Annotated in this window: 18 protein-coding genes and 1 pseudogene; 8 read left to right on the top strand and 11 right to left on the bottom strand. The window is 64.1% G+C overall.

All coding sequences use genetic code 11. The features are described from left to right. Positions 1–51: 51 nt before the first annotated feature. Positions 52–1,053, top strand: coding sequence for an HAD family hydrolase (locus QTI17_RS33245; RefSeq protein WP_286538318.1), 1,002 nt, complete (start codon positions 52–54; stop codon positions 1,051–1,053). Between the two features lie 735 nt (positions 1,054–1,788). Here QTI17_RS33245 and QTI17_RS33240 read toward each other — a convergent pair. Further along, positions 1,789–2,802 (bottom strand): GlxA family transcriptional regulator, encoded by a 1,014-nt coding sequence (locus QTI17_RS33240; RefSeq protein ID WP_286538315.1) that lies wholly within the window; start codon positions 2,800–2,802, stop codon positions 1,789–1,791. A gap of 123 nt (positions 2,803–2,925) precedes the next feature. Between QTI17_RS33240 and QTI17_RS33235 the strand changes: the two genes are divergently transcribed. Beyond that, positions 2,926–4,179, top strand: a complete 1,254-nt coding sequence (locus tag QTI17_RS33235; protein ID WP_286538314.1) for an acyl-CoA dehydrogenase family protein — start codon at positions 2,926–2,928, stop codon at positions 4,177–4,179. 79 nt (positions 4,180–4,258) lie between these two features. Further along, entirely contained in the window at positions 4,259–4,747 is a 489-nt protein-coding gene (locus tag QTI17_RS33230; RefSeq protein WP_286538313.1) for an NAD(P)H-dependent oxidoreductase, read from the top strand. A gap of 134 nt (positions 4,748–4,881) precedes the next feature. Here the strand turns inward: QTI17_RS33230 and QTI17_RS33225 are convergent. From QTI17_RS33225 to QTI17_RS33210, 4 genes and pseudogenes are all read right to left on the bottom strand, one after another. Further along, positions 4,882–5,023: pseudogene (locus QTI17_RS33225) on the bottom strand (IS630 family transposase); the annotation flags it as partial. Positions 5,024–5,102: 79 nt separating this feature from the next. Further along, positions 5,103–6,014, bottom strand: coding sequence for a BRCT domain-containing protein (locus QTI17_RS33220; protein WP_286538312.1), 912 nt, complete (start codon positions 6,012–6,014; stop codon positions 5,103–5,105). A 245-nt stretch (positions 6,015–6,259) separates the two neighbouring features. Beyond that, a complete protein-coding gene (locus QTI17_RS33215; protein ID WP_286538311.1) occupies positions 6,260–7,858 on the bottom strand; it encodes an acyl-CoA carboxylase subunit beta in 1,599 nt (532 codons plus the stop codon). Then, the gene (locus tag QTI17_RS33210) at positions 7,855–9,573 is read right to left on the bottom strand and encodes a class I adenylate-forming enzyme family protein (protein WP_286538310.1); all 1,719 of its coding nucleotides are present in this window, start codon (positions 9,571–9,573) and stop codon (positions 7,855–7,857) included. The genes QTI17_RS33215 and QTI17_RS33210 overlap by 4 nt, the downstream gene beginning before the upstream one ends. A 77-nt stretch (positions 9,574–9,650) precedes the next feature. On the opposite strand from QTI17_RS33210, the gene QTI17_RS33205 reads away from it, so the two are divergent. Beyond that, a complete protein-coding gene (locus QTI17_RS33205; RefSeq protein ID WP_286538309.1) occupies positions 9,651–10,640 on the top strand; it encodes a Bug family tripartite tricarboxylate transporter substrate binding protein in 990 nt (329 codons plus the stop codon). Between the two features lie 503 nt (positions 10,641–11,143). On the opposite strand, the gene QTI17_RS33200 is transcribed toward QTI17_RS33205, so the two are convergent. The 4 genes from QTI17_RS33200 to QTI17_RS33185 all read right to left on the bottom strand — a co-directional run bounded on the left by QTI17_RS33200 (position 11,144) and on the right by QTI17_RS33185 (position 15,067). Further along, complete coding sequence (locus QTI17_RS33200) at positions 11,144–12,058, bottom strand: alpha/beta hydrolase (RefSeq protein WP_286538308.1); 915 nt, start codon at positions 12,056–12,058, stop codon at positions 11,144–11,146. 21 nt (positions 12,059–12,079) lie between these two features. Beyond that, the gene (locus QTI17_RS33195; protein WP_286538306.1) at positions 12,080–13,066 is read right to left on the bottom strand and encodes a Bug family tripartite tricarboxylate transporter substrate binding protein; all 987 of its coding nucleotides are present in this window, start codon (positions 13,064–13,066) and stop codon (positions 12,080–12,082) included. A 116-nt stretch (positions 13,067–13,182) separates the two neighbouring features. Further along, positions 13,183–14,157 (bottom strand): Bug family tripartite tricarboxylate transporter substrate binding protein, encoded by a 975-nt coding sequence (locus tag QTI17_RS33190; RefSeq protein WP_286538304.1) that lies wholly within the window; start codon positions 14,155–14,157, stop codon positions 13,183–13,185. A 28-nt stretch (positions 14,158–14,185) separates the two neighbouring features. Next, positions 14,186–15,067 carry a TauD/TfdA dioxygenase family protein gene (locus QTI17_RS33185; protein ID WP_286538303.1) on the bottom strand — a complete coding sequence of 294 codons (882 nt, stop codon included), beginning with the start codon at positions 15,065–15,067 and terminating at the stop codon, positions 14,186–14,188. Positions 15,068–15,212: 145 nt separating this feature from the next. Here QTI17_RS33185 and QTI17_RS33180 point away from each other — a divergent pair, with 145 nt between their 5' ends. Beyond that, positions 15,213–16,139, top strand: coding sequence for a LysR family transcriptional regulator (locus QTI17_RS33180; protein ID WP_286538302.1), 927 nt, complete (start codon positions 15,213–15,215; stop codon positions 16,137–16,139). Positions 16,140–16,186: 47 nt separating this feature from the next. Here QTI17_RS33180 and QTI17_RS33175 read toward each other — a convergent pair whose 3' ends face one another. Together QTI17_RS33175 and QTI17_RS33170 are read right to left on the bottom strand one after the other, a co-directional pair. Beyond that, positions 16,187–16,936, bottom strand: a complete 750-nt coding sequence (locus QTI17_RS33175; RefSeq protein ID WP_286538301.1) for a GntR family transcriptional regulator — start codon at positions 16,934–16,936, stop codon at positions 16,187–16,189. A gap of 5 nt (positions 16,937–16,941) precedes the next feature. Next, positions 16,942–17,166, bottom strand: a complete 225-nt coding sequence (locus QTI17_RS33170) for a biotin/lipoyl-binding carrier protein (protein ID WP_286538300.1) — start codon at positions 17,164–17,166, stop codon at positions 16,942–16,944. Between the two features lie 156 nt (positions 17,167–17,322). Here QTI17_RS33170 and accB point away from each other — a divergent pair, with 156 nt between their 5' ends. The 3 genes from accB to QTI17_RS33155 are packed head-to-tail and all read left to right on the top strand — an operon-like array spanning position 17,323 to position 20,740. Next, positions 17,323–17,823 (top strand): acetyl-CoA carboxylase biotin carboxyl carrier protein, encoded by a 501-nt coding sequence (gene accB, locus QTI17_RS33165; protein WP_286538298.1) that lies wholly within the window; start codon positions 17,323–17,325, stop codon positions 17,821–17,823. A 2-nt stretch (positions 17,824–17,825) separates the two neighbouring features. Continuing rightward, positions 17,826–19,277, top strand: a complete 1,452-nt coding sequence (accC, locus tag QTI17_RS33160; protein WP_286538296.1) for an acetyl-CoA carboxylase biotin carboxylase subunit — start codon at positions 17,826–17,828, stop codon at positions 19,275–19,277. Further along, positions 19,274–20,740 (top strand): beta/alpha barrel domain-containing protein, encoded by a 1,467-nt coding sequence (locus tag QTI17_RS33155; RefSeq protein WP_286538294.1) that lies wholly within the window; start codon positions 19,274–19,276, stop codon positions 20,738–20,740. The genes accC and QTI17_RS33155 overlap by 4 nt, the downstream gene beginning before the upstream one ends.

The following is a 20,740-nucleotide window of genomic DNA, read 5'->3' as shown; positions in this document are numbered from 1 at the left end:
GGCGCGGGCGGCTTCATCCTTGGCATCGGTTAGTCGTTCGAAAGGGACGCTGTGAAGATCAGACACACCCATTCCATCATTGCCGGTGCGCTCTCTTGCGCGCTGGCTGTCACAGCGGCCGTAGCCCAGTCGGCCGACCCGCTGCCGTCGTGGAACGACGGCAAGTCGAAGCAGTCCATCCTGACTTTCGTGTCAACGGTCACCAGGGAAGGCTCCCCGCAGTTTGTCCCACCCGCCGAACGCATCGCCACATTCGACAATGACGGCACGCTCTGGGCCGAGCAGCCCTTGTATTTCCAACTGCTTTTCGGGATCGATCGCATCAAGGAACTTGCTCCGGAGCACCCCGAGTGGAAGGAAGTAGAGCCATTCAAGTCGGTCCTCGCGGGGGATCTTAAGACCGCGTTCGCGGGCGGCACCAAGTCGCTTGTCGAGATCGTTGGCGCCGGCAACACCAACATCACGCCGGACGAGTTCGACCAAATCGTAAAGAAATGGGCGGCGACAGCAAGGCACCCGAAGACGGGGCGGCTCTATACCGAGATGGCTTACCAGCCGATGCTTGAGGTGTTGGAGTATCTTCGTGCCAACGGTTTTAAGACATACATCACGTCAGGCGGCGGAGCCGACTTCATGCGCGCGTTCGCGGAACGCGTGTACGGCATTCCTCCCGAACAGGTCATCGGCAGTGTGGGCGAGGTGAAATTCGAGATGCGCGACGGCAAGCCCGTGCTTATCAGGCAAGCCGCCCTGGATTTCTTTGACGATAACGTATTCAAACCGGTCGCGATACAGCGGAACATAGGCCGACGGCCGATCGCAGCGTTCGGGAACTCCGATGGTGACTTGCAGATGTTGCAATGGTCGTGTGCCGGCGCGGGCACGCGTTTCTGCCTCTTTGTTCGTCATACCGACGCGGCGCGTGAATGGGCCTACGACATTTCGCCGCTCGGCCGACTTGAGAAGGGCCTGGAAGAAGCCAAGGCGCACGGATGGACCGTCGTCGATATGAAGAACGACTGGAAAGTCATCTATCCGTTCGAGAAGAAGTAGGTCAAGTCAATAGACCCTTCTCCACGATCCTCGAAAGAGGCAGATGCGCGGGGCGAAAGGGGTTGAAGGGAAGGTGCGCGCAGCGCGCCCCAGTCCTCGGAGCGTTGTTCGTTTGCTGAGAGGTGGCGACCTGCGAGGGCGAGATGCACCCGAAGACCTGGGCGATTTAATCATTTAATCGAGGACGAATGAGAAAGGACTCAAACATGAAATGCCTGCACAAGCAAGCTCACTTCGTAGCTGACGTCGGCATCGACAATCAGACTCCGGTTGCCGAGGGCATCGGTATCGGCCCAGATACTCGTAGCGCGTAGATAGTTCGTCCTCGGCTGCGACTGACCGCTTTTCGGCGTCGAATCGCGGTCGCTCAATGTCCGGGGTGGGCCCTGAACGCCATTTCGCGACATTCGGAAGCAGCCGCTCACGCGCGATTTCGCCCTGATAGCCCACTTCCGCCCACGCTCCGACCGCGGCGAGGTCAAGTTCCAAAGTAGACCGGCCGTTCGCCAGGGAAAGGGCCAAGGTCGGGTCTCGGCAATGGCCGTCACCCGGCAGCCAAACTCGAACGACAGCAGCCACAGCGTTCGAGCTTGGCCTCGAACTGGAACTGCCAGGAGCGGTCGTCCGCAAGTTACCGCCTCTAGCACTCGAACAAGTTCATCGGCAACTCCAAACGGCGCCGGATGGTACATGGAGCGTTTGGCGAAAGCCGCTCAGCTTCTGCTCCAGCTGACCTCAACATGCAGAGGGTCCGTGGGCTTCAACGCCAATGGACTGATAGCGGCTCCGGTACGCGCCGGGACTGAGGCCCATGCGCTCTCGAAACAGCCGCGAAAACGAACTGGCGTCGTTGTAACCCACCTGCACGGCAATCTGGTCGACCCCGAGATCGCTAGCTTCCAGGAGCGCGCGGGCCGACTCGATCCGCAGGTGCTGCAGATAGGTTAGGGGCGATTGATCGAGCACTGCGTTGAACCGCCGGATCAACGTCCTTTCGCTCACGGCCAACTCGGCAGCGAGGTCGGACATGCGGACGGAACCGGACATGTTCTTTTGCAACCAGTGCTGTGCCCGGTGAACCACTCCGTCGGTGTGGGCGATGGCCGCCAGCAACGGTAGGTACGGAGTCTGGGTCGTCTGGCTCACATCGATTAGCATGCTCTTGGCGCATTGCGACGCAATCGGCGGTCCGCAGAATCGTTCGACGACACGAATCGCCTGCAAAAGATAGGAGGCCGAGGCGCCCGCGCAGAGCAAGCGGTCGACTTCCGTGAGCACCGGCTGCATCTGCAACTCAACGCGCGGGAAGCGCGTACGGAATTGCCGCTCGAGCCACCAGGTCGTGGTGGCGATGCGGCCGTCCAGGAGACCGGTCTGAGCGAGGATGAACGTGCCGGTGCAGTTCGCCGCCAGCCAAGCGCCGCGACGCCACTGCGATATGAGCCATGCACAGGTGGCGGGCTGGCCCTTCAACAATAGATCGAACTTCCGGTGGCCCGCGTAGTGCAGGCTCGGGATGAAAACGAGGTCGTAGTGTTCGCGCACGCCGATCTTGTGGGTCTGCAGTCGCAGGCCGTTGCTCGCCTCGATGGGCTCGCCTGTGAGCGACACGAAACGCCATTCGAACAGCGCGGCAGAGGCACCCTGTTGTCTGCGCAGATGCGAGTTCGCCACTTGCAGGATGTCGGCGAAGCCGCCCAGGCTGGAGGCGTAGCAGCCATCGAAGCTAAGGATTGCGGCGCGGGGCATGGTCTGTCGTATTTCGCACAGAAAGCGTCAGTTTCGCCAATGTACCCCGAATGCCCCGAAACCTAGACTGGGACTCGCATCAACGGGGCAAGCACGCTCCACCAGCCAAAGGAAATACGAGACATGAACGCCAGAGACAACACCATTGCAACGAGCCCTCAGGCGCCCGAGCGCCACCAGCCGAGGCTCTACCACGACTTGCTCACGCCAGACGAAACGAAGGCGGTTCGCGAAGAGGTCCGCCGCTTCGCCGACGAGCACGTCGCGCCCGTGGCGTGGGAGATCGGGCACCGCGAAGAGTCGGTCGAAAACTTCCCTCGCGAGCTCTTTCGCAAGATGGCCGAGGCGGGTCTGTTCCGCATTCCCTTCGCGGCCGATGTGGGGGGCCGTGGATTGAAGTACCCCGCGTGCGCGACCGCCGCGCTGATCGAGGAACTGGCCTACCACTCGAACTCCGTCGCTGCCGTCGTGGATGTGCATTGCATCCTGGCCGGCCACGCGCTGGAGCATGCTTCGCCCGAGTTGCAGCGGCGCTACCTCGCACCGCTCCTGGCCGGAGAGAAGATCGGCAGCTTCGCGACCACCGAACCCGACGCGAGCACGGACCTGAGCATCAAGACGATGCAGACTTTTGCGAACCGCGAAGGCGCGGGCTATGTGGTCAGCGGTCGCAAGCGATTCATCACGAACGCGCCCGTGGCCGATTTCGTCGTTCTGCTGTGCGCGGAGGAAGGGCGCATGACGGAGATCGTCATCGATCTTGATGCGCCGGGCGTGCGCGTCGGCGCACCGGACCGGAAGATGGGCAACCACGGCCAGCTCACGGCGGACATCTATTTCGACAACGTGCAGGTTCCCGCCGAGAACGTCGTTGGCGCGGTGGGTGGCGGCTTGAAGATCGCACTGCAGACATTGACCTACGGCCGCATCGGCATCGCGGCCAGCGGCGTCGGCATGGCTCAGGCGACCTTCGATCACAGCGTCGAGCGGCTGAAGACGCGGCAGGCATTCGGCAAGGCGATCGCGCAGTTCCAGCACTGGCAGTTCAAGCTCGCAGAGCGCGCCACCGAGATCGAGAATGCGCGCAACCTCTACATGAAGGCTGCGCTGCGCATGGATGCGGGCGAGGCCTTCCCGGAGCCAGAGGCGGCCATGGCGAAGTGGTACGCGACCAACCTTGCCGCGGAGTTCGCACGCGATGGGGTTCAGATCTTTGGCGGATACGGGTTCATGTCGGAACTGGCGGCCGACGGTTCGCACTACCGGGTGGAAGAGATCTACCGCGACTGCAAGATCGCCGAGATCTATGAAGGCACCAACGAAATACAGAAGCTGGTGATCGCGCGCGCCATCTTCGGCAAGGACATCACGGGGTAGACATGAAGGTTCTCATCATTCATGCCCATCCCGAGCCAGTCCTTCAGCGCAGCAAGTGCAGATCTCGGATCTGTACGCGATGAAGTTCAATCCAGTTGCGTCTGCCGAGGACTTCGGGTTGCGAGCCGATCCTGACTACTGCACCTACGCGCTGGAGCAAAGGCACGGATTGCAAACAGGCACGATCGCGCGCGACATCCAGGCCGAGCTCGAAAAGCTCCTATGGTGTGACCTCCTGATTCTGAACTTTCTATTGTTCTGGTTCTCGACGCCCGCCATTCTCAAGGGGTGGATCGATCGGGTGCTGGTCTCCGGGACCGTCTACGGCGGAAAGCGCTTCTATGACCACGGCGGGCTGAGCGGTAAGCGTGCCCTCGTCAGCGTCACTCTTGGGGGCCAGGAACACATGTTTGGCGAGCGCGGGATTCACGGTCCGTTCAAGGGGATGCTCAGGCATCTTCTTCAAGGCACTCTCGCATATACGGGCCTGGGTGCTGCTCGGCGCTCTCGCAAGCGCTTCCCTGCTGGCCGCACCGCTCGAAGGTGTCGGGGCTGTCGACCTTGGTGATGTCGCTGATCTGGGCGTCTCTAAGACTCTTCCCGTTGTGGAAATTCGTCGAACTTTGACATCGTGGACGTTGCGCCCGTGTCATGGCGCCGTCTATGGACTGACGTCGTTGTGTGACGACATCAGGCGTCAACCTAGTGTTCTGTCCCGCTGATACGTGAGCAAACGATGAAGCTTTTCAAGGATCGATTCAGCGGTGGGCTGGGAGTTGGCGTTGTGGTGGGTCACGAACTGATCGATGCGTTGGACGAGTTGCTTGACGCTGGTGACTTGGCCGTTTGGTCGCAGCTTGCGCGCAGCTCAAGCATCAAGCTCGACTAGCCCCCACCCGGAAAGCCGGGCGAGGTGCCGCCGCTCAGGTCGTCGCGCTTCCTGTGAGGCCTTCGAGCCATCGCCGCTCCGAGACGATCGCGATCGCGTGGCCTGCCTGCTGCAGAGCCACCGCCTCCTTGATTGTGTGTCCAAGGGGAGTCTGCGCCCAGTTGGACGACACCTTGGACCCGATCACGAGGTATCGGACGTTCTGGCTGACGACCGCGGTCGGCCAACCGCCCGCGCGTTCCAGAAGCCGCTCGCAAGCTGCCTTCGTCCCATGGAGGAACTCGCCCGCCAGACACACCAGCGCGTCGCGCAGCGTTATCTCGGTCGCCTCGTCCAATGGCAGCGCGGCGCCGGCCGCGCCGCCCGAATCATCGAACACGAAGTCCCCCGCAGCCAGCTGGGTGAGCGTGCTCGTCAGGTAGGCGCGCTCGTCCTCACTCACATGGCCATCCGCCAATACGGTCTCGATAGCGCCGCTGATCGCATGGCCGGGCCAAACGCGCGCCACGTCGCTGTGTTCGGCGAGCCATACCTTGAGAAACTCGATCTCCAGGTCGTCGAGATCGCCATCGGCGACGATGGCTTCCACGATTCCCACGAGCTGTTCGATGGCATGTCGCATGGATAAGTCTTGTGTCACGGCGGGGCTCCATTGCCCTCGGACCTCCGAGGATGAAAGGCAATGTAACAGCCGGGACGCGACTGCGGGGCGCCGGCATTCCCACGCGTGCGCGCTTGAATCCGTCGCCGCGGCGCGGGTCGCGCCAGGGGCCACGATCGTGCCACCCACATCCTTAAGCAGGCGCTTGAACTCCGAAGAATCCGAAATGATTGTTCCGGCGGCGGCGCGCACGCGGTCGACCGCCTCGTCGTGAAGCACGACGCTGGTCGGTTGGAGGTTCAGGTAGTCTAGTTCCGCCTTGTCCTTCAGGGCGAGAACGAACACGTCGGTCGCTTAGATCTCGGCGCCCGGTGCCCGAATGGTGGCTGCGACAGCGGCTTGTCGCCGGCCGTCGACGCCGATCGCCGGACCTTGCGCACGGCGTTCCAGCGGCCCGCCAAGTCCCTTGTCAGTTCGACCGCTTCGAACGACTAGCGGTTGATCGGAACCCCGCTCGATTTCAGCAGGATCTGAACGCTGTCGGGCGTCGATTCCGTTTTGTCCCATTGGGTCGTCGGCATGTTTTCCGTTCAGCGCATCGTCCGGCCGACAGGGCCGAGCCGGCGGCTCGTTGCCCCGTACGCGTCTTCAACCCAGGAACACAACAGCGGACGCGTGGTCGCCGGCTCGATGATGTCAAGCACGCCGAATCGTTCAGCCGTGCGCATAGGCGACGAAATCGCGTGATAGTGCGCTTCGAGTTCCAACCGATGTGCGACCGGGTCTTCGGCGGCGGCGATGTCCTTCTTGTACGCTGCAGCGACACCACCCTCGACCGGAATCGATCCCCAGCGGGCTGAAGGCCAGGCGTAGCGGTTCGGCAGCGCGGTCCCCGAGGGTCCGTGCCACGGGCTCAACATGGCGCCGGCGAGCCCCACGCAGCGCCTCAGCACGATTGCCAGCCACGGAACACCCGACTGCTCAATGGCATGCAGGGTCTGCATCGCGGCCGCGAGCGTGCCTTCACGCTCCGCATCGGGGCCGGTCATCACGCCCGGCTGATCGGCCAGATTGACGATGGGCAGGTGGAAGGTGTCGCACAGATCGACGAAGCGCGCCATTTTCAGCGCTGCGGCGCGCGTCAGCGCACCGCCCATCACCACCGGGTTGTTCGTCATCACGCCCACTGCATGGCCGTTCAGCCTGGCCAGGCAGGTGATGGTCGAGCCGCCGAAGTCGGGCGACAGCTCGAACACCGAGCCCTGGTCGAAGATCGCCTTCAGGATCTTGCGCGGCTGGAAGATCTTGCGCTTGTCGGCAGGGATCGCCTGGTTGAGCCACGGGTCGCAGCGATCGGCCGGATCGTCGCAGGCCAGGCGCGGCGGCTGTTCCCAAACGTTGCTCGGCAGATAGGAAAGAAAGCGTCGCGTGGCCTGCAGGGCCTCTTCCTCACTATCGACGGCCAACTGCACCGTGCCGCTTTGACGGTGCATCGCGTCGTAACCGCCGAGCGATTCCTTATCGATGTCGAGGCCGAGTGCCTGCTTGACGACGGGCGGGCCGCCCGCAAAGATCTGACTCTTGGCGCGAATCATGATGGCAAAGTGCGAAGCGCCGACACGCAGCGCGCCTAAACCAGCGCAGGCGCCGAGCGCAATCCCGACGACGGGTACCGCGCCGAGCAGTTGCGTCATCGGCAGCATCGCGTAGCCCGGGATCTTGGTGTGGCCGAGTTTATCCAGCAGCTTCACGCTGCCACCGGCGCTGTCGACCATGCGCACGATCGGCAGCTTGTATTCCCATGCGTAGCGGTCGGCGAAGATCCACTTTTCCGAGACCGACCCTTCCGAAGAGCCGGCGCGGATCGTGAAGTCGTCGGACGAGACAACCGTCCGCCTCTCGGCGATCTTGCCGACGCCGACAACGGCATTGCTGGGCGTGAAGCTCTCCCGCTTGCGGTCCGTACCGTACTTGACCGAACCGGCGAGCGCGCCGATCTCCTTGAAGCTGCCGGCATCGAGCAGGTGATGGATGCGCTCGCGAGCCGTGAGTTTGCCCGCCGCGTGGTGGCGCGCAACCTGCTCTTCGCCCCCGAGTTCGCGCGCAATCGCGCGGCGCTGGGCCAACTCGTCGAGGTCTTCGGCCCATTCGCCCGTTGCGGGCCTGGATGTCTCGGTCGTCGTGTTCATTTGGAAGTCGCTCCGTGGTTGTGGCGCGCCAGGTAGGCGTCGCGAAGATCGTTCTTGGTCACCTTGCCGGCGTGGTTGCGCGGCAGCGCATCGACGAACTCGATCACGCGTGGTTTCTTGTAGCCGGCGATAAGCTCGGCGCAATGCTTCGATAGCGCAGCGGCGTCGACGGCTTGTCCGGCTCGGCGAACCACGAAGGCCGCGATCACCTCGCCCCATTCGGCATCGGGCAGGCCGAGCACCGCCACCTCGGCGACGCCTGAATGCGCCTGAACTGCATCCTCGACCTCACGGGCATAGACGTTGAAGCCGCCGCTGATCATCATGTCCTTGTTTCGTCCGACGATGAAGAGGAAGCCCTCGTCGTCGAAGCGCCCAAGGTCGCCGCTGTAGTACCAGCCGTCTCGGATCGCTTCGCGCTCCAAGTCGGGCCGGCGCCAGAACGCCACCTCGCCGATGCCGCGATGCGCGATCGCGATCTCCCCGATCTCGCCCGCAGCCAAGGGATTTCCGTCGGCGTCGCGCACCGTGATCTCGACGTCCATCGTCGGACGGCCGCACGAGGTGATGCGGTCGGAAGGCTTGCCGTCCTGCAGATGATCGTGCGGGTACAGCACGCACAGCGGCTGCACGGCCTCGGTCATGCCGTATTGCTGGCGCAGGATCGGGCCAAGCCGTTCCAGCGCCTCGTGGATCATCGACGTCGGCGTCGGTGCCGTGCCGTAGTGCACGCGCCGGAGGGCAGTCAGATCGGCCGCTGGGTTGGCAGTCAGCGTTTCGAGCAGGCGCCCCATCATGGTGGGCACCATCATCAGCTGGCTGATGCGGTCCCGGGCGATCTGCGCCAGCACCTGTTCGGGATCGAACTTGTCGGCGACGATGTTGCGCGCGCCGCGCAGGTAGCACGGCAGCAGGTGCACGCCGGCGGCGTGCGTCAGCGGGCCCACGTGCAGCATCGCGTCGTCGATGCCAAGTCCGTATTCCATGGCCGCGAAATGGTTCGCGAGACGCGCTTCCCAGCGCTCGATGCTGTAGGCCACGCCCTTGGGCTGGCCGGTAGTGCCCGAGGTGTAGGCGATGCGCAGCAGCAGGTCGGGCGCTACCTTCAGGCCCGGAAAGCCATCTGTGGCGCGCTGCAGCAGCGTTTCGTAGCCGAGGACGTCGGCGTCATGCCAGTCCACACCGATCACATGGCGCAGCGACGGCACGAGCGCCTTCACCTGAAGCGCCATCTCGCGAAACTCGCGCCCGGCGATGAGCACGGAGGCTTCAGCGTCATTGAGGATCCCGGCCTGCTCGCGCACGGTGTGCCGCGCGTTCAGGGCGACGTAGCCCTGCGCAGCCTTCTCCGCGCCGAACTGACTCTCGATGCTCTCCACCGAGTTGTTGAGCAGCACCGCGAGCCGTTCGCCCGGAAGCTGGCCCAGGCCGATGAGCGCGTTGGCCAACTGGTTGCTGCGCCGTTCGATCTGCGTATAGCTGTAGCTGCGGTCGCGAAACACGACCGCAGGCCGGTCGCGAAACTGCCCTGCCGCCCATGACAAGGCGTGCCCCGCGATTCTGTGGGAGCTCATTGGAGTGCCTCCTTGGAGGCGGTCATTTCGGGTCGAATCGTCGGTGTCGCCATCGCATGTCCCCATAAAAGTAGTCTGAACCGAGTCGGATGCTGAAAATGTACTCGACATTAGGATTGTTGACAAGCTGAATGTGCCCATGATCTAATAAAGTGTTGGGGCGGCAATGCAAACAATCCCTGCTCGACAAGGCAAACTCTCAATTCAAGGAAAGATCCATGCGTACGACTGGCGAGACAAAGTTGCACATGCGGCTTCTGGCGGCATTTACTATGGCCTTGGCCGGCGCTAACGCCGTGGCGCAGAGCCCCTACCCCGCTCAGCCCGTCAAGATGACGGTCGGCTTCGCACCAGGGAGTGCGACCGATGTGCTAGCTCGGGTCGTGGCGCAGGGCCTGGCGAATCGATTGGGGCAACCGGTCATCGTCGACAACAAGTCTGGGGCCGGAGGGAGTCTTGCAGCGGAGGCCGTAGCGAAATCCAAAGCCGATGGCTACACGCTGTTGTTCGTGTCGAGTGCGATCGCTGTCAATCCGGCTGTGTATCCAAGGCTCACATTCGATGTCAGCGCCGATCTGACGCCAATCTCGCTTGTCGGCCGCGCCCCAATCGTCCTGCTTGTCAACCAATCGGTCCAGGCCAAGAATCTAAGTGAGTTCATCGCCTACGCAAGAGCCAAACCCGGCACACTGAACTTCGGATCGTCCGGTCAGGGCGGCGCTGCCCACATGGCCACCGAACTCTTCAGCATGACCGCAGGGCTGAAGCTGACGCACGTTCCGTACCGCGGGAACAGCCAGGCCATCACGGCGCTGCTCGCGGGCGATGTCGACCTGATGATGGACACGCTCATCAACGCACTGCCTCAGCTCAAGTCGCCAAAGATTCGGCCCTTGGCCATCACGGGCGATGCGCGGTCGCCACTCGCACCGGACGTGCCCACATTCCGGGAGATGGGATTGCCCGCCTTCGACGCCAGAGTCCTGTTCGGAGTCATGGGGCCGGCCCACATGCCCAAGGCGGTGGTCGACCGGCTCAACAAGGAGCTTGCAGCGACGCTGAAATCGAAGGATGTGGCGAAGCGGTTGTCGGAAGCGGGAGGACTCACGCTCGACGGAGGCAGTCCGGAAGAATTCCAGTCCACGCTTCGAAAGGAGCTGGCGATGTGGAAGAAGGTCGCCGCAGAGGCAAAAGTCGTCGCCGAATGATGAGGCCGCCGCTCGGAAGCGGCACCTTGTCGCGGGACTGTCTCCGCGTCCAGAAGCAGGTATCGGCCCCGGTACCTGCCCGTGGGCTCTCGAGACAACCGAGAAGAGGGCCTGGTGACGGGGGCACGGCCGCTGATGCCGACGGGATCAACCTCGATTCCGATGGTCAAGGGTGCCAAGGTCGTGCCTTTTGCGGTCAGCCAGCCCCAGCGTTTGACGCTTCTGCCCAATGTGCCGACGGTTCACCGAGTTGGGCTAACGGGAGATCGAGGAGATGGTTTGGCTGGGGCTGTGGGTCACGCCTGACGTGCCGGCCGCAACCCAGAACCCACTGCGCGAAGCCGCGTTGAAGGTCATGATGCAACGGCGATGCGCGAGCGATCGAAGGAGGTTGAGCATCGAGGTCAGGCAGCCACGCACCTCGGAGATGTTGAAGTCGATGCGCCTACCCAAGAGGCCGTCAACACGGTGCCAAAGTCGATCAACTTCAAGCCTTGGGGCGTTCACAAGTACTTTGTAAACCACTCAAGCGCAGCATCACTGCCTACATCAAACCCGTCGAAATAGATGCCGTAGTGATCGATCCCGGCGATGACTTTGTACTGGACTGGCGCACTGCCCTCCGACTTCAGGATTTCATGGGCCCTGCCGCTGTTCTCCTTGATCTCGAACAGCTCCTCGCTTCCCGCGTCCAGCATCAGCGTGGGCACCTTGAGCTTGCGCACCTCGTCGATTGCGTTGTATTGAAGAAACCGCGCCAGGTTCGGCGTGCCCGCGAGCCCGGGAAAGGCATCGATCCCTTGAGGAACCGGCGCGATATGCCCCCTTGCGATGTCGATGGCGCGCTGCCTGGCATGCACGGCCAACGGGCCCTTAAGAACCGGTGCGAGCGAGGCGACCTGAACCGCAAGCACCTTGATGCGGTCATCGTTCGCGGCATTGTGCACGGCGATGCCACCGCCGAAGCTTGTGCCCCAGGCCCCGATCCGGTTTGGATCCACGTTGGGCTCGCCCTCGATGTAGTCGACGGCAGACCGATAGTTCTGTAGCCATTCGATAGGATCGACCACTTCGCGGACCACGCGGACTTTGGCAACGCCCTCGTTCTTCTCATCCAGTTCTGGCAGATCGCCCGCTAGCAGGACACTGCTCCCGGACGAGGACCATCCGCTGTAGGTAAAGCACAAGCTCACCATGCCGGCTGCCGCGAATTTGGCCGCATAACGTTCTCCGGTCAATTTGCTTCCGCCCCAACCGTGAGACAGCACAACAGCCGGAGCGCGCTGGTCTTCGCCAAGGTCCTTCGGGCGATAGATGTCAGCGTCCAGAGCAACCCCGTTGCTCCAGACCCTCACCGAGCTGCGCTCCACCGTGTGGGGCATCGCGAGCTCGGGGTATTTAGTTTCCTTCGACGGCATTCTTGTTTCCACCAATTCGGCTCACTCGGGTTTGAAATTGATCGACGCCAGCACGGCCCCGACGCGCTCGTAGTCGGAGCGCAGCGACTTGCTCAGTTCGTCAGGCGTGCGCGGCTGGCCCGCGTCGAGGCCGAACTCTTTCAGGCGCTCGCGTGTCGTCGGCTGAGTCATGACCTTCAGGGCGGCTTCGCGCAGCCGGTTCTGTACCGTGGCTGGAACACTGGGCGTGACCCAAAGGCCCATCCAGCCCAGTGCCTCGAGTTGCGGGTAGCCGAGCTCGGCGAACGTCGGCACATTGGGCAGCATTGGGGATCGCTGGGGCAGGCTGACGGCGTAGGGGACGATCTTGCCGGCCTTGATCAGCGGCATGGCGGACGGAATTCCGGCGAACATGAGTGGCACGTGCCCGCCCACCACGTCGACGAGCGCCGGGGGCGAGCCCTTGTATCCGATGTGCGCCATGTCGATTCCCGCGGTCTTATTGAGCTGCAGTCCCAGCACATGCGACACGGTACCGGCGCTGTAGGACGCGTAGCTCACCTTGCCCGGGTTTGCCTTCACATAGGTGACCACCTCGGCGAGGCTCTTCACCGGCAAGGACGGATGCCCCACCATCACGAGCCCACCACGCGCCAGTTCGGCGATCGGCTTGACCTCCTTGGACATGTCGAAGCGCAGCTTGACTGAATGAGGTATCTCGCTGACTAGGGCATCGAGCGAGACGAGCAGCGTGTTGCCGTCGTGCGGGGACTGCATCAGTTCATTGACGGATGGCGCGCCTCCGCCGCCTGGCTTCGCCTCCACGATCACGGTGCGGTTGAGCTCCTTCTGCAGGCCTTCCGCCAGAAGGCGCGAGACGAAATCGACAGAGCCGCCGGGTGGCCCAAACGCGATGACGCGGACCGGCTTGTCGGACGGGGCCTGCGCGAAGGAGGAAGTCATGGCCAGCGTCGCGAAAGCAACTGCCAGGAGATTGTCGCAGCGGCGGCGGGTAAAACGGACTGTCATGTTTGCCTCCTGTCGTCTTGAGTCGTGTTGAGGTCCGCCCATTCAGGACGAGAGATGTTCTTGGAAGGGATTCGATGTCCAGGCCGCCTGCAAGGTCCTTCAGCCAATCGGAGTGCTCAGTCCACTTTGATGTCGTTCGTCCTCACAATCGATTGCCAGAGCTTGAGATCAGCCGCCACGATCTGTTCGAACTCGGCGGAACTCTTGGGCGGCGGGCTCGACAGGTTGAGCTGCTGCATCCGTGACCGAATCTCCGGATCGGCCAAGACCTTGATGATCTCGCGATGAAGTCGACTGACCACGGCGTCCGGCGTACCCCTGGGAACGAAAACGCCATACCAACCATCGACCGCGAAGTCGACGCCTTGCTCCTTGAACGTCGGCACGTCTGCCAGTCCCGGCGCGCGCGCGGTGCCGGAGTTGCCCAACGCCCTGATCTTCCCGGCCTTGACCAATGGGACCGAACTGGCGGCATCGACGAACGCTACCTTGACGAGCCCGCCCGCCATATCCTGGTAGATCTGGGGCATGGACTTGTACGGCACATGCGGAAGATCCATCCCGTTCCGATTCTTCAGCCACTCCATCACAAGGTGGCCACTGGATCCGACGCCCCACGTCGCGTAGTTGATCTGGCCGGGATGGGCCTGCGCATACGCGATGAAGTCGCGCAGGTTGGTGGCAGGAAAGTCAGGCGCCACTACAAGATTGACGCCGCCGGCGCCGACCTGCGCGACCGGGCTGAGCTTGTCGAGCACATTGACGGCCAGCGAAGGTTGCAGGGCCTGATTGATCACCGTCGCGCTGGCGCCGCCGAACAACACCGAGTAGCCGTCCGGCTTGGACTTCGCAACATCGGCGGTGGCCACGAGGCCGTTCGCGCCGACCTTGTTCTCCACGATGACTGGCTGCATCAGCGATTGCGACATGCTGTTGGCGATCAGGCGCAGCAGCACGTCGCCGCCGGTCCCGGCGGTTGTGCCGATCACCATGCGGATGGGTCGAGACGGCCACGCCTCCTCAGCGCGCGATGGGGCTGTGATCGCCGCGCTCGCCAGGGCTGCCAGCACGAGGAGTCTTCCGAGCTTCATGATGTCTCCGTTCTTGTGTGATCCGCGCTCAGGCCGCCTGGGCCAGCGGGCTCTGAGCGGCGATCCGTGCCGGGTCGGCCGCGGTAGGGGCATGGCCGTTGATGGTCACCCGGTTTCCATGCCGGCATGCCGGGAAGTAGTCCCACAACGCGTGGTGCTGCGTGCAGCGGTTGTCCCAGAACGCGATCGAATTCTGCTCCCAGCGAAAACGGCACTGAAACAAGGGATGCGCGAGGTGGTCATAGAGAAATCCAAGCAGAGCATCGCTCTCTCCCCGGTTGAGCTGGGGAATGTGCGTAGTGAAGCCGCTGTTGACGAACAGGATCTTCCTGCCGGTTTCGGGATGCACGGTCACCACCGGATGCTCGGTGCGTGAATAGGCAATATCCACCGGTTTGACGCCGAGCCCGTTCAACCAGGGCTTCGCGCCATCGTGGATCGCTGTCAGGCCTTCCAGGAACGCCTTCATGCTTGCCGACAGGGCGTCGTAGGCGGCGTACATGCTTGCCCACAACGTGTCGCCGCCCACCGGAGGGACCTCCGTCAGGTGGAGCATGCTGGCCATGGGCGGCGCCTGGTCGCAACTCACGTCGGTGTGCCAGCTCTCGCCGGTCGCGCGGGTGGAGTTGGCGTCCGCATGAACCACCAGCAGTTCCGGATGCTCCGGATGGCGACTGCGCTTGACCGGGTGCACGTGGAGCGAGCCGAACTGCTTGCCCAGACTCATGTGCTGTTGCGGCGACAGCTGCTGGTCGCGGAAAAAGATCACCTGGTTTTCCCACAGGGCTTGCTTGATGCGAGCCAAATCCCCGGGAGCCACGGGCTTGCTCAGGTCGACGCCGAAAACTTCGGCTCCGATGGTCGGGGTGAGTTTGCGGACGGCCAGGTTGCTTTCATGGATAGCATTCATTGGTTGTCTCCGATGGGTGTCATTGGGTGATGCGCTGATCGAAGTCTGATCAAGGCCGCTCGAAAACACCAATGAAAGCCACGGCCGCACACATTACTCTTTGGTTATGACGACCCCACGTCCGCGAGCGCCCACCCCCGTCAGCGTGCAGACTTTTCTGCAACGACGTCTCAGGTTGCGCCAGCTGCGCCTGCTGGTCGCACTCGACCATCATCGGCACGTGGGTAGGGTCGCCGCGGCCATGCACCTCACGCAGCCTGCCGTGTCGAAGGCCCTGGCGGAACTCGAGCGCGGGATCGGGATGACACTTTTCACGCGGACGCCCCAGGGGCTGGTGCCGACGCCCGAGGGCGTCTGTCTGATCCGCCATGCGCAGTTCGTCCATGAAGACCTGAATCGCGCCGCCCTGGCGCTGGACTCGATCGGTCAGCCGGACGTTTGGCACGTGGCAGTAGGCGCGATGCATGGCACCACGCCGGTGATACCCATGGCCTTCGAGCGCCTGCAACGACAGCGAACGCCGGCAGCAGCTGTTGATCTCACCGTGCAGGAGGGCTCCCCCGACCTGTTACTGCCCCTGCTGCGCGCGGGAAAGCTCGACGTCGTGATGGGCGTTGCACCGGAGCGAAGCGCCGCCGCTGACTTGCATGTGGTGCCACTCTACGTCGACCCCATGGTGTGGGTGGCGGCACCCGACCATCCGCTGGCTCGCACGGCCAGGCTCACGCTGGACGATCTAGCCGACACGATGTGGGTGCTGCCGCCGCGCGTCGCGCGCGTGCGGGCGATGATCGACGCCGTATTCCGCAAGCAAAAGGTGCTCGTCCCGTCGAGGCTGATCGAGACGGTGTCATTCGATTCGCTGCTGGGCATGGTCTGCGACCATGGAGCGGTCGCGCTGTCATCAAGGCGGCTTGCCCGAAGTGCCGAATCGCGTGGGCTCGTGCATGTGCTCGACATCGATATGGGAGGCCTGGTGATGCCCATATCGGCGATGACGCTCGTCGAGCCGGAACCCACCAGCTACGCAGTCGAGTTCGTCCAGTGTTTGACGGAAGCGTCGGCACAATAGCCGTTTGCCGAGCAAGCTCCGGCCCCGATCGCATTCACATTCGGAGGTCAACGTCCCAGCGGCACGTCGTCGTCCGCTCTGCCTTGCGCCTCTAGCTGCGTGATGGCTTCTCGCCGCGAGGTGTCGATGAGGCTTTCAACCGCGGCGGCCGCGCCGTTCGCGTCGCCGGCCTTCAGGCATTCCAGTGCTGCCCGCCAGATGCGCGCCGATTCCGTGCGCCTGGCGGCAGTCGCCAGCCCGAGCATCGAGTAGCGCCGCGTCTGTCGTACCAATGAACTGAGGATCTCGGCGAGCCGTTCGTTGCCCGATCCGTCAGCGAGCAGGCGACCCAATCGGATGCTGGCCTCGAGATAGGCGTCGCCGGCCCCCGGCTCCTTCGCCAGGGCTTCCAGTTCACGCACTTCGGGCTCGATCCCAGCAATCAGGGTGCCGTTGCGATCTCCCATCCGTCGCACCATCGCGCCGACCAGGTCGCGGCGGATCTCGAAGATGTCGCCAACCTCCTTGACGGAGAGCCGCGTCACATGGGCGCCGCGGTTGGGCAGGATGCGCACGACCGAGTCCTTCTCGAGCATGCGCAGCGCTTCGCGCACCGGGCCGCGGCTCACTTCGAACTGCTCGGCAAGCATTTCTTCCCGAATGCGCTCGCCCGGCACGTAATCGCCGTTCGTAATGGCCGCAAATATGCGCTCTGCAATCTGCTCGGTCAGCGTCATCAGAGGCCGGGCGGCACGCAAGATCGGCATTTCGGCGTCCGCGCCGGTTTCCAGCATCGAGGCCGCGCCCGAGTTTTTCACGGCGCTCATTCCTCTTCGAAGATCGCGACTTCCTGGCCCTCGCGTACGGCAGCGCCCTCGGCGATCAGGAGTTTGAGCACTCGCCCGTTATCAGGGGCGAGCACCGGAATCTCCATCTTCATGGATTCCAGGATCATGATCGTGTCGTCGGCCTGCAGCGCATCGCCTTCCCCCACCACGATCTTCCATACCGTGCCTGTGATCTCGGATCGAATCGTCTGTGTCGCCATGTTGAGTTCCTGAAAAAAGCAGTCCGCAATGTGTCGGACGCATGAATTTTACTCTACATGCGGATTGTTGACAACCTGAATGTACCCATGATTTAATCGGATCTTCGCAGCCGAAGCTGCCCTGCGGACCTTCCCGCCCAACCGGAGACAAGAGCCATGCCCCTTTCCCATACCGACGTACGTCGCATCCTCGAAATCCTCGACAGCGCCGCGCACCTCGAATCCCTCGACGTCACAGTGGGTGATTTCGAACTTCACGCCCGCAAGCCCGGCGCTTCCTCAACCCGGGTCGAGCGAGTTCCCCAGGCCACGGCAAGCCGCCTTGCCGAGTCGACCCAGGCGTCGGAAGCACCGGCCGGCGCCTCCAGCGCCGCCGCGCCCGAACTCTTGACGGAGGTGCCGGAAGGCCTGGTCGCGGTGCGCTCACCGATGGTCGGCAGCTTCTACCTGCGGCCGAGCCCCGACCAACCGCCCTTCGTCGCCGTCGGCAGCACCGTGCAGGCCGATGACACGGTCTGTCTGGTCGAGGTCATGAAGATGTTCAACACGGTCAAGGCCGGCGTCACGGGCACGGTCGAGCGCATCGTGATCGAGAACGGCAAGCCTGTGCAGCACGACCAGATCGTGATGCTGATCAAGCCGACGCAGGGAGCCTGACCATGAGCAAGACTGTTTCCCCTCCCGTTGCAAAGCGCGACATCCGGCGCGTGTTCGTGGCCAATCGCGGCGAGATCGCCGTGCGCGTGATCCGTGCCTGCCGCACCCTCGGCATCGAGGCCGTGGTCGGCGTGTCCGAAGCCGACACCGAGACGCTGGCCGCCAGGATGGCCGACGAAGTCGTCGTGCTCGGCCCCCCGCTGGCCTCGGAGAGCTACCTGCGTGCCGACAAGATCGTCGAGGCAGCACTGCAAACCGGCTGCGACGCGGTGCACCCCGGCTACGGATTCCTTTCCGAGCGCTCTTCCTTCGTGCGCGCCTGTGTCGACGCCGGGCTGGTGTTCGTCGGCCCCTCCGCCGATGCCATCGACGCGATGGGCGACAAGATCACGGCGGTGACCCTCGCCCAGAAGGCCGGCGTGCCGCGCGTGCCGGGTTCGGGTGCACTGTCCGACGTGGCGCACGCACAGCGTGTCGGCGCCGAGATCGGCTACCCCGTGCTGATCAAGGCGACGGCCGGCGGCGGTGGCCGCGGCATGCGCATCGTCCGTGAGGAAAGCGAACTCGAATCCCTGATGAGCTCAGCCTCCAACGAAGCGCAATCCGCCTTCGGCGACGCCACGCTGTACATGGAGAAGTTCATCGAGCACGCCCGTCACATCGAGATCCAGGTCATGGCCGACTCGCATGGCAACGTGGTCTACCTCGGCGAACGCGAGTGCTCGACCCAGCGCCGCCACCAGAAGCTGATCGAGGAAGCGCCCTCCCCGGCGGTTGACGAAGCGATGCGCCGCGCCATGGGCGAATGCGCCGTGAGCCTGACCCGCAACGCCGAGTACTGCGGCGCCGGCACGATCGAGTTCGTCGTCGACCAGCGCGACAACAGGTACTTCTTCCTCGAGATGAACACGCGCATCCAGGTGGAACACCCGGTGACCGAGATGATCACCGGCTTCGACCTGGTGGCCGAACAGATCCGCGTCGCGGCCGGGCTGCCGCTGTCATTCACGCAGGCCGACGTGCAGTTGCAGGGCCATGCGATCGAATGCCGCATCAACGCCGAAGACCCGGACCGCAACTTCCTGCCCCGTCCCGGCCTGATCTCGCGCTGGGACGTGCCGACCGGCGAAGGCATCCGCGTCGACAGCCACTGCTATGCGGGCTATACCGTGCCGCCCTACTACGACTCGCTGCTCGGCAAGCTCATCGTCCATGCGCCGACGCGTGAGCAGGCCATCGCGCGCATGCGCCAGGCGCTCGGCGGGCTGCATGTCGAAGGGCCTTCGACGACGGCGCCCTTCCATGACTCGGTGCTGGCGCACGACGATTTCGTGAAGGGCAAGGTCACGACGCGCTGGGTGGAGGAAACCTTCCTGCCGGAACGCAAGGCCGCGCAGAAGGCCGCAGCCCAGGCCGCCAAGGCGGCGCAAGCCGAAGCCGGAGTCCAGCAATGAACGATACCGTGCTGCCCGTGCTGCGCTATACCGACGTCAGCCTGACCGACGGCCAGACCGCACGCTGGGCTGGCGGCATGACGACGCCGATGGCCCTCGCCTTCGCCCAACGGCTGGCCGCCACACGCCCTGCGGCGGTCGAAATCGCCTCGCTGGCCACGCTGCAACAGTGCATGGCGCGCGGCGAGAACCCCTGGCAGCGCATCGAGTTGCTGCGCGAGCGCTGCCCCGGCATCCCGCTGCGCGCAGCACTTTCGCTGCTGACCGATCACGGCCAGCGCGGCTGCGATGTCATTCCAACCGAAGTCAGCACGCTGTGGCTGCGCGAACTGGTGCAGCGCGGCGTCGCCGAGGTCGTCCTGATCGATCCGCTGCTCGTCATCGAGCGCATGGCGCCGGTGATGAAGGCGGCGAAGGCGCTCGGCCTGACGACGATCGCCGCCCTGCCGTTCGCACAGGAATCGACGCACGGTGACGACGACCTGCGCGCCAAGGCATCCGCCCTCGCGGCTGCCGGCGCGGACCGCGTGATGCTGCGCGACGAGGCAGGCCTGCTGACCACCGACCGCCTGGCCACCCTGCTGCCCGCCCTGCGCCGCGGCCTCGGCACGACCGCGCTCGACCTGCACCTGCGCTGCCAGACGGCGCTGGCGCCGATGGTCGCGCTCGAGGCGGTGCGCCTCGGCATCGACGGGCTCGACACCGCGTTCGCGCCGGTGGCGAACGGCGCGTCGGTGCCGGCGCTCGGCACACTGCTGAAATCCTTGCGCCTGTTGAAGCAAGGCACTCCGGCCAGCGACCAGTTGCTGCACGCCGTCGGCGAGGCCGACCGGCTGCTGGCGGAGATGGCCGACTGCCACGGCTTCGCGCCGGCCCGCGCCTGGGTTTTCGACCTCGCGCCCTATGCGCACGAGTTGCCGGGCGACGTTGCGGCGCAGTTCATGCAAAAGCTGGCCGATGCCGGCCAGACACACCATCTGCACGCCTTTGCCAACGAATGCGCCCGCGTGCGCAGCGAGGTTGGCGCGCCGCCGATGCTGGCGCCTTTTGCGCGCCCGATTGCCGAGCAGGCGCTGCTGCATCTGCAGGGCGTGCCCCGCTATGCCGAAATTCGGCCTGGCGTGCGGCGTGCCCTGCAACAGGTCTACGGCGCGGCGTCGAACGACGTCGATGCACGACTGGCTCGACGCGTCGGCGCGCTGCCGAAGGCGGCCGCACCGTCGGTGGGCGCATTGCACGCGGCCCACCCCGAGGCAAGCGACGCCGCGCTGGTGATTTCACAGACCTGCGGCGTGGCGCCCCAAGCGCTGCCCGCTGCCGCTTCGCCCGAAGCACTGCGCTACGTCGGCGTGACGCCGGCGGAAGCCCTTCTCGCCGGCCTCACGGCACGCGCCGCGCCCTATGCGCAGCTCAGCGTGCAGGGCCCCGGCGTCTCGATCCAACTCCAAGGCACGGAGGGCTGA

It is taken from the genome of Variovorax sp. J31P179, assembly GCF_030316985.1.
Taxonomy (GTDB): domain Bacteria; phylum Pseudomonadota; class Gammaproteobacteria; order Burkholderiales; family Burkholderiaceae_C; genus Variovorax; species Variovorax ginsengisoli_B.
The sequence above is the reverse complement of the archived record's forward strand: the minus strand, read 5'-3'. Positions and strand labels throughout refer to the sequence as shown.

Bases quoted from the DNA above. Each gene is read 5' to 3' on its own strand.
- QTI17_RS33155 (WP_286538294.1), top strand. From the start codon at position 19,274: ATGAACGATACCGTGCTGCCCGTGCTGCGCTATACCGACGTCAGCCTG.
- QTI17_RS33210 (WP_286538310.1), bottom strand. From the start codon at position 9,573: ATGGGCACATTCAGCTTGTCAACAATCCTAATGTCGAGTACATTTTCA.
- QTI17_RS33185 (WP_286538303.1), bottom strand. From the start codon at position 15,067: ATGAATGCTATCCATGAAAGCAACCTGGCCGTCCGCAAACTCACCCCG.
- QTI17_RS33215 (WP_286538311.1), bottom strand. From the start codon at position 7,858: ATGAACACGACGACCGAGACATCCAGGCCCGCAACGGGCGAATGGGCC.
- QTI17_RS33235 (WP_286538314.1), top strand. From the start codon at position 2,926: ATGAACGCCAGAGACAACACCATTGCAACGAGCCCTCAGGCGCCCGAG.
- QTI17_RS33200 (WP_286538308.1), bottom strand. From the start codon at position 12,058: ATGCCGTCGAAGGAAACTAAATACCCCGAGCTCGCGATGCCCCACACG.
- accC (WP_286538296.1), top strand. From the start codon at position 17,826: ATGAGCAAGACTGTTTCCCCTCCCGTTGCAAAGCGCGACATCCGGCGC.
- QTI17_RS33240 (WP_286538315.1), bottom strand. From the start codon at position 2,802: ATGCCCCGCGCCGCAATCCTTAGCTTCGATGGCTGCTACGCCTCCAGC.
- QTI17_RS33230 (WP_286538313.1), top strand. From the start codon at position 4,259: ATGAAGTTCAATCCAGTTGCGTCTGCCGAGGACTTCGGGTTGCGAGCC.
- QTI17_RS33195 (WP_286538306.1), bottom strand. From the start codon at position 13,066: ATGACAGTCCGTTTTACCCGCCGCCGCTGCGACAATCTCCTGGCAGTT.
- QTI17_RS33190 (WP_286538304.1), bottom strand. From the start codon at position 14,157: ATGAAGCTCGGAAGACTCCTCGTGCTGGCAGCCCTGGCGAGCGCGGCG.
- QTI17_RS33205 (WP_286538309.1), top strand. From the start codon at position 9,651: ATGCGTACGACTGGCGAGACAAAGTTGCACATGCGGCTTCTGGCGGCA.
- accB (WP_286538298.1), top strand. From the start codon at position 17,323: ATGCCCCTTTCCCATACCGACGTACGTCGCATCCTCGAAATCCTCGAC.
- QTI17_RS33170 (WP_286538300.1), bottom strand. From the start codon at position 17,166: ATGGCGACACAGACGATTCGATCCGAGATCACAGGCACGGTATGGAAG.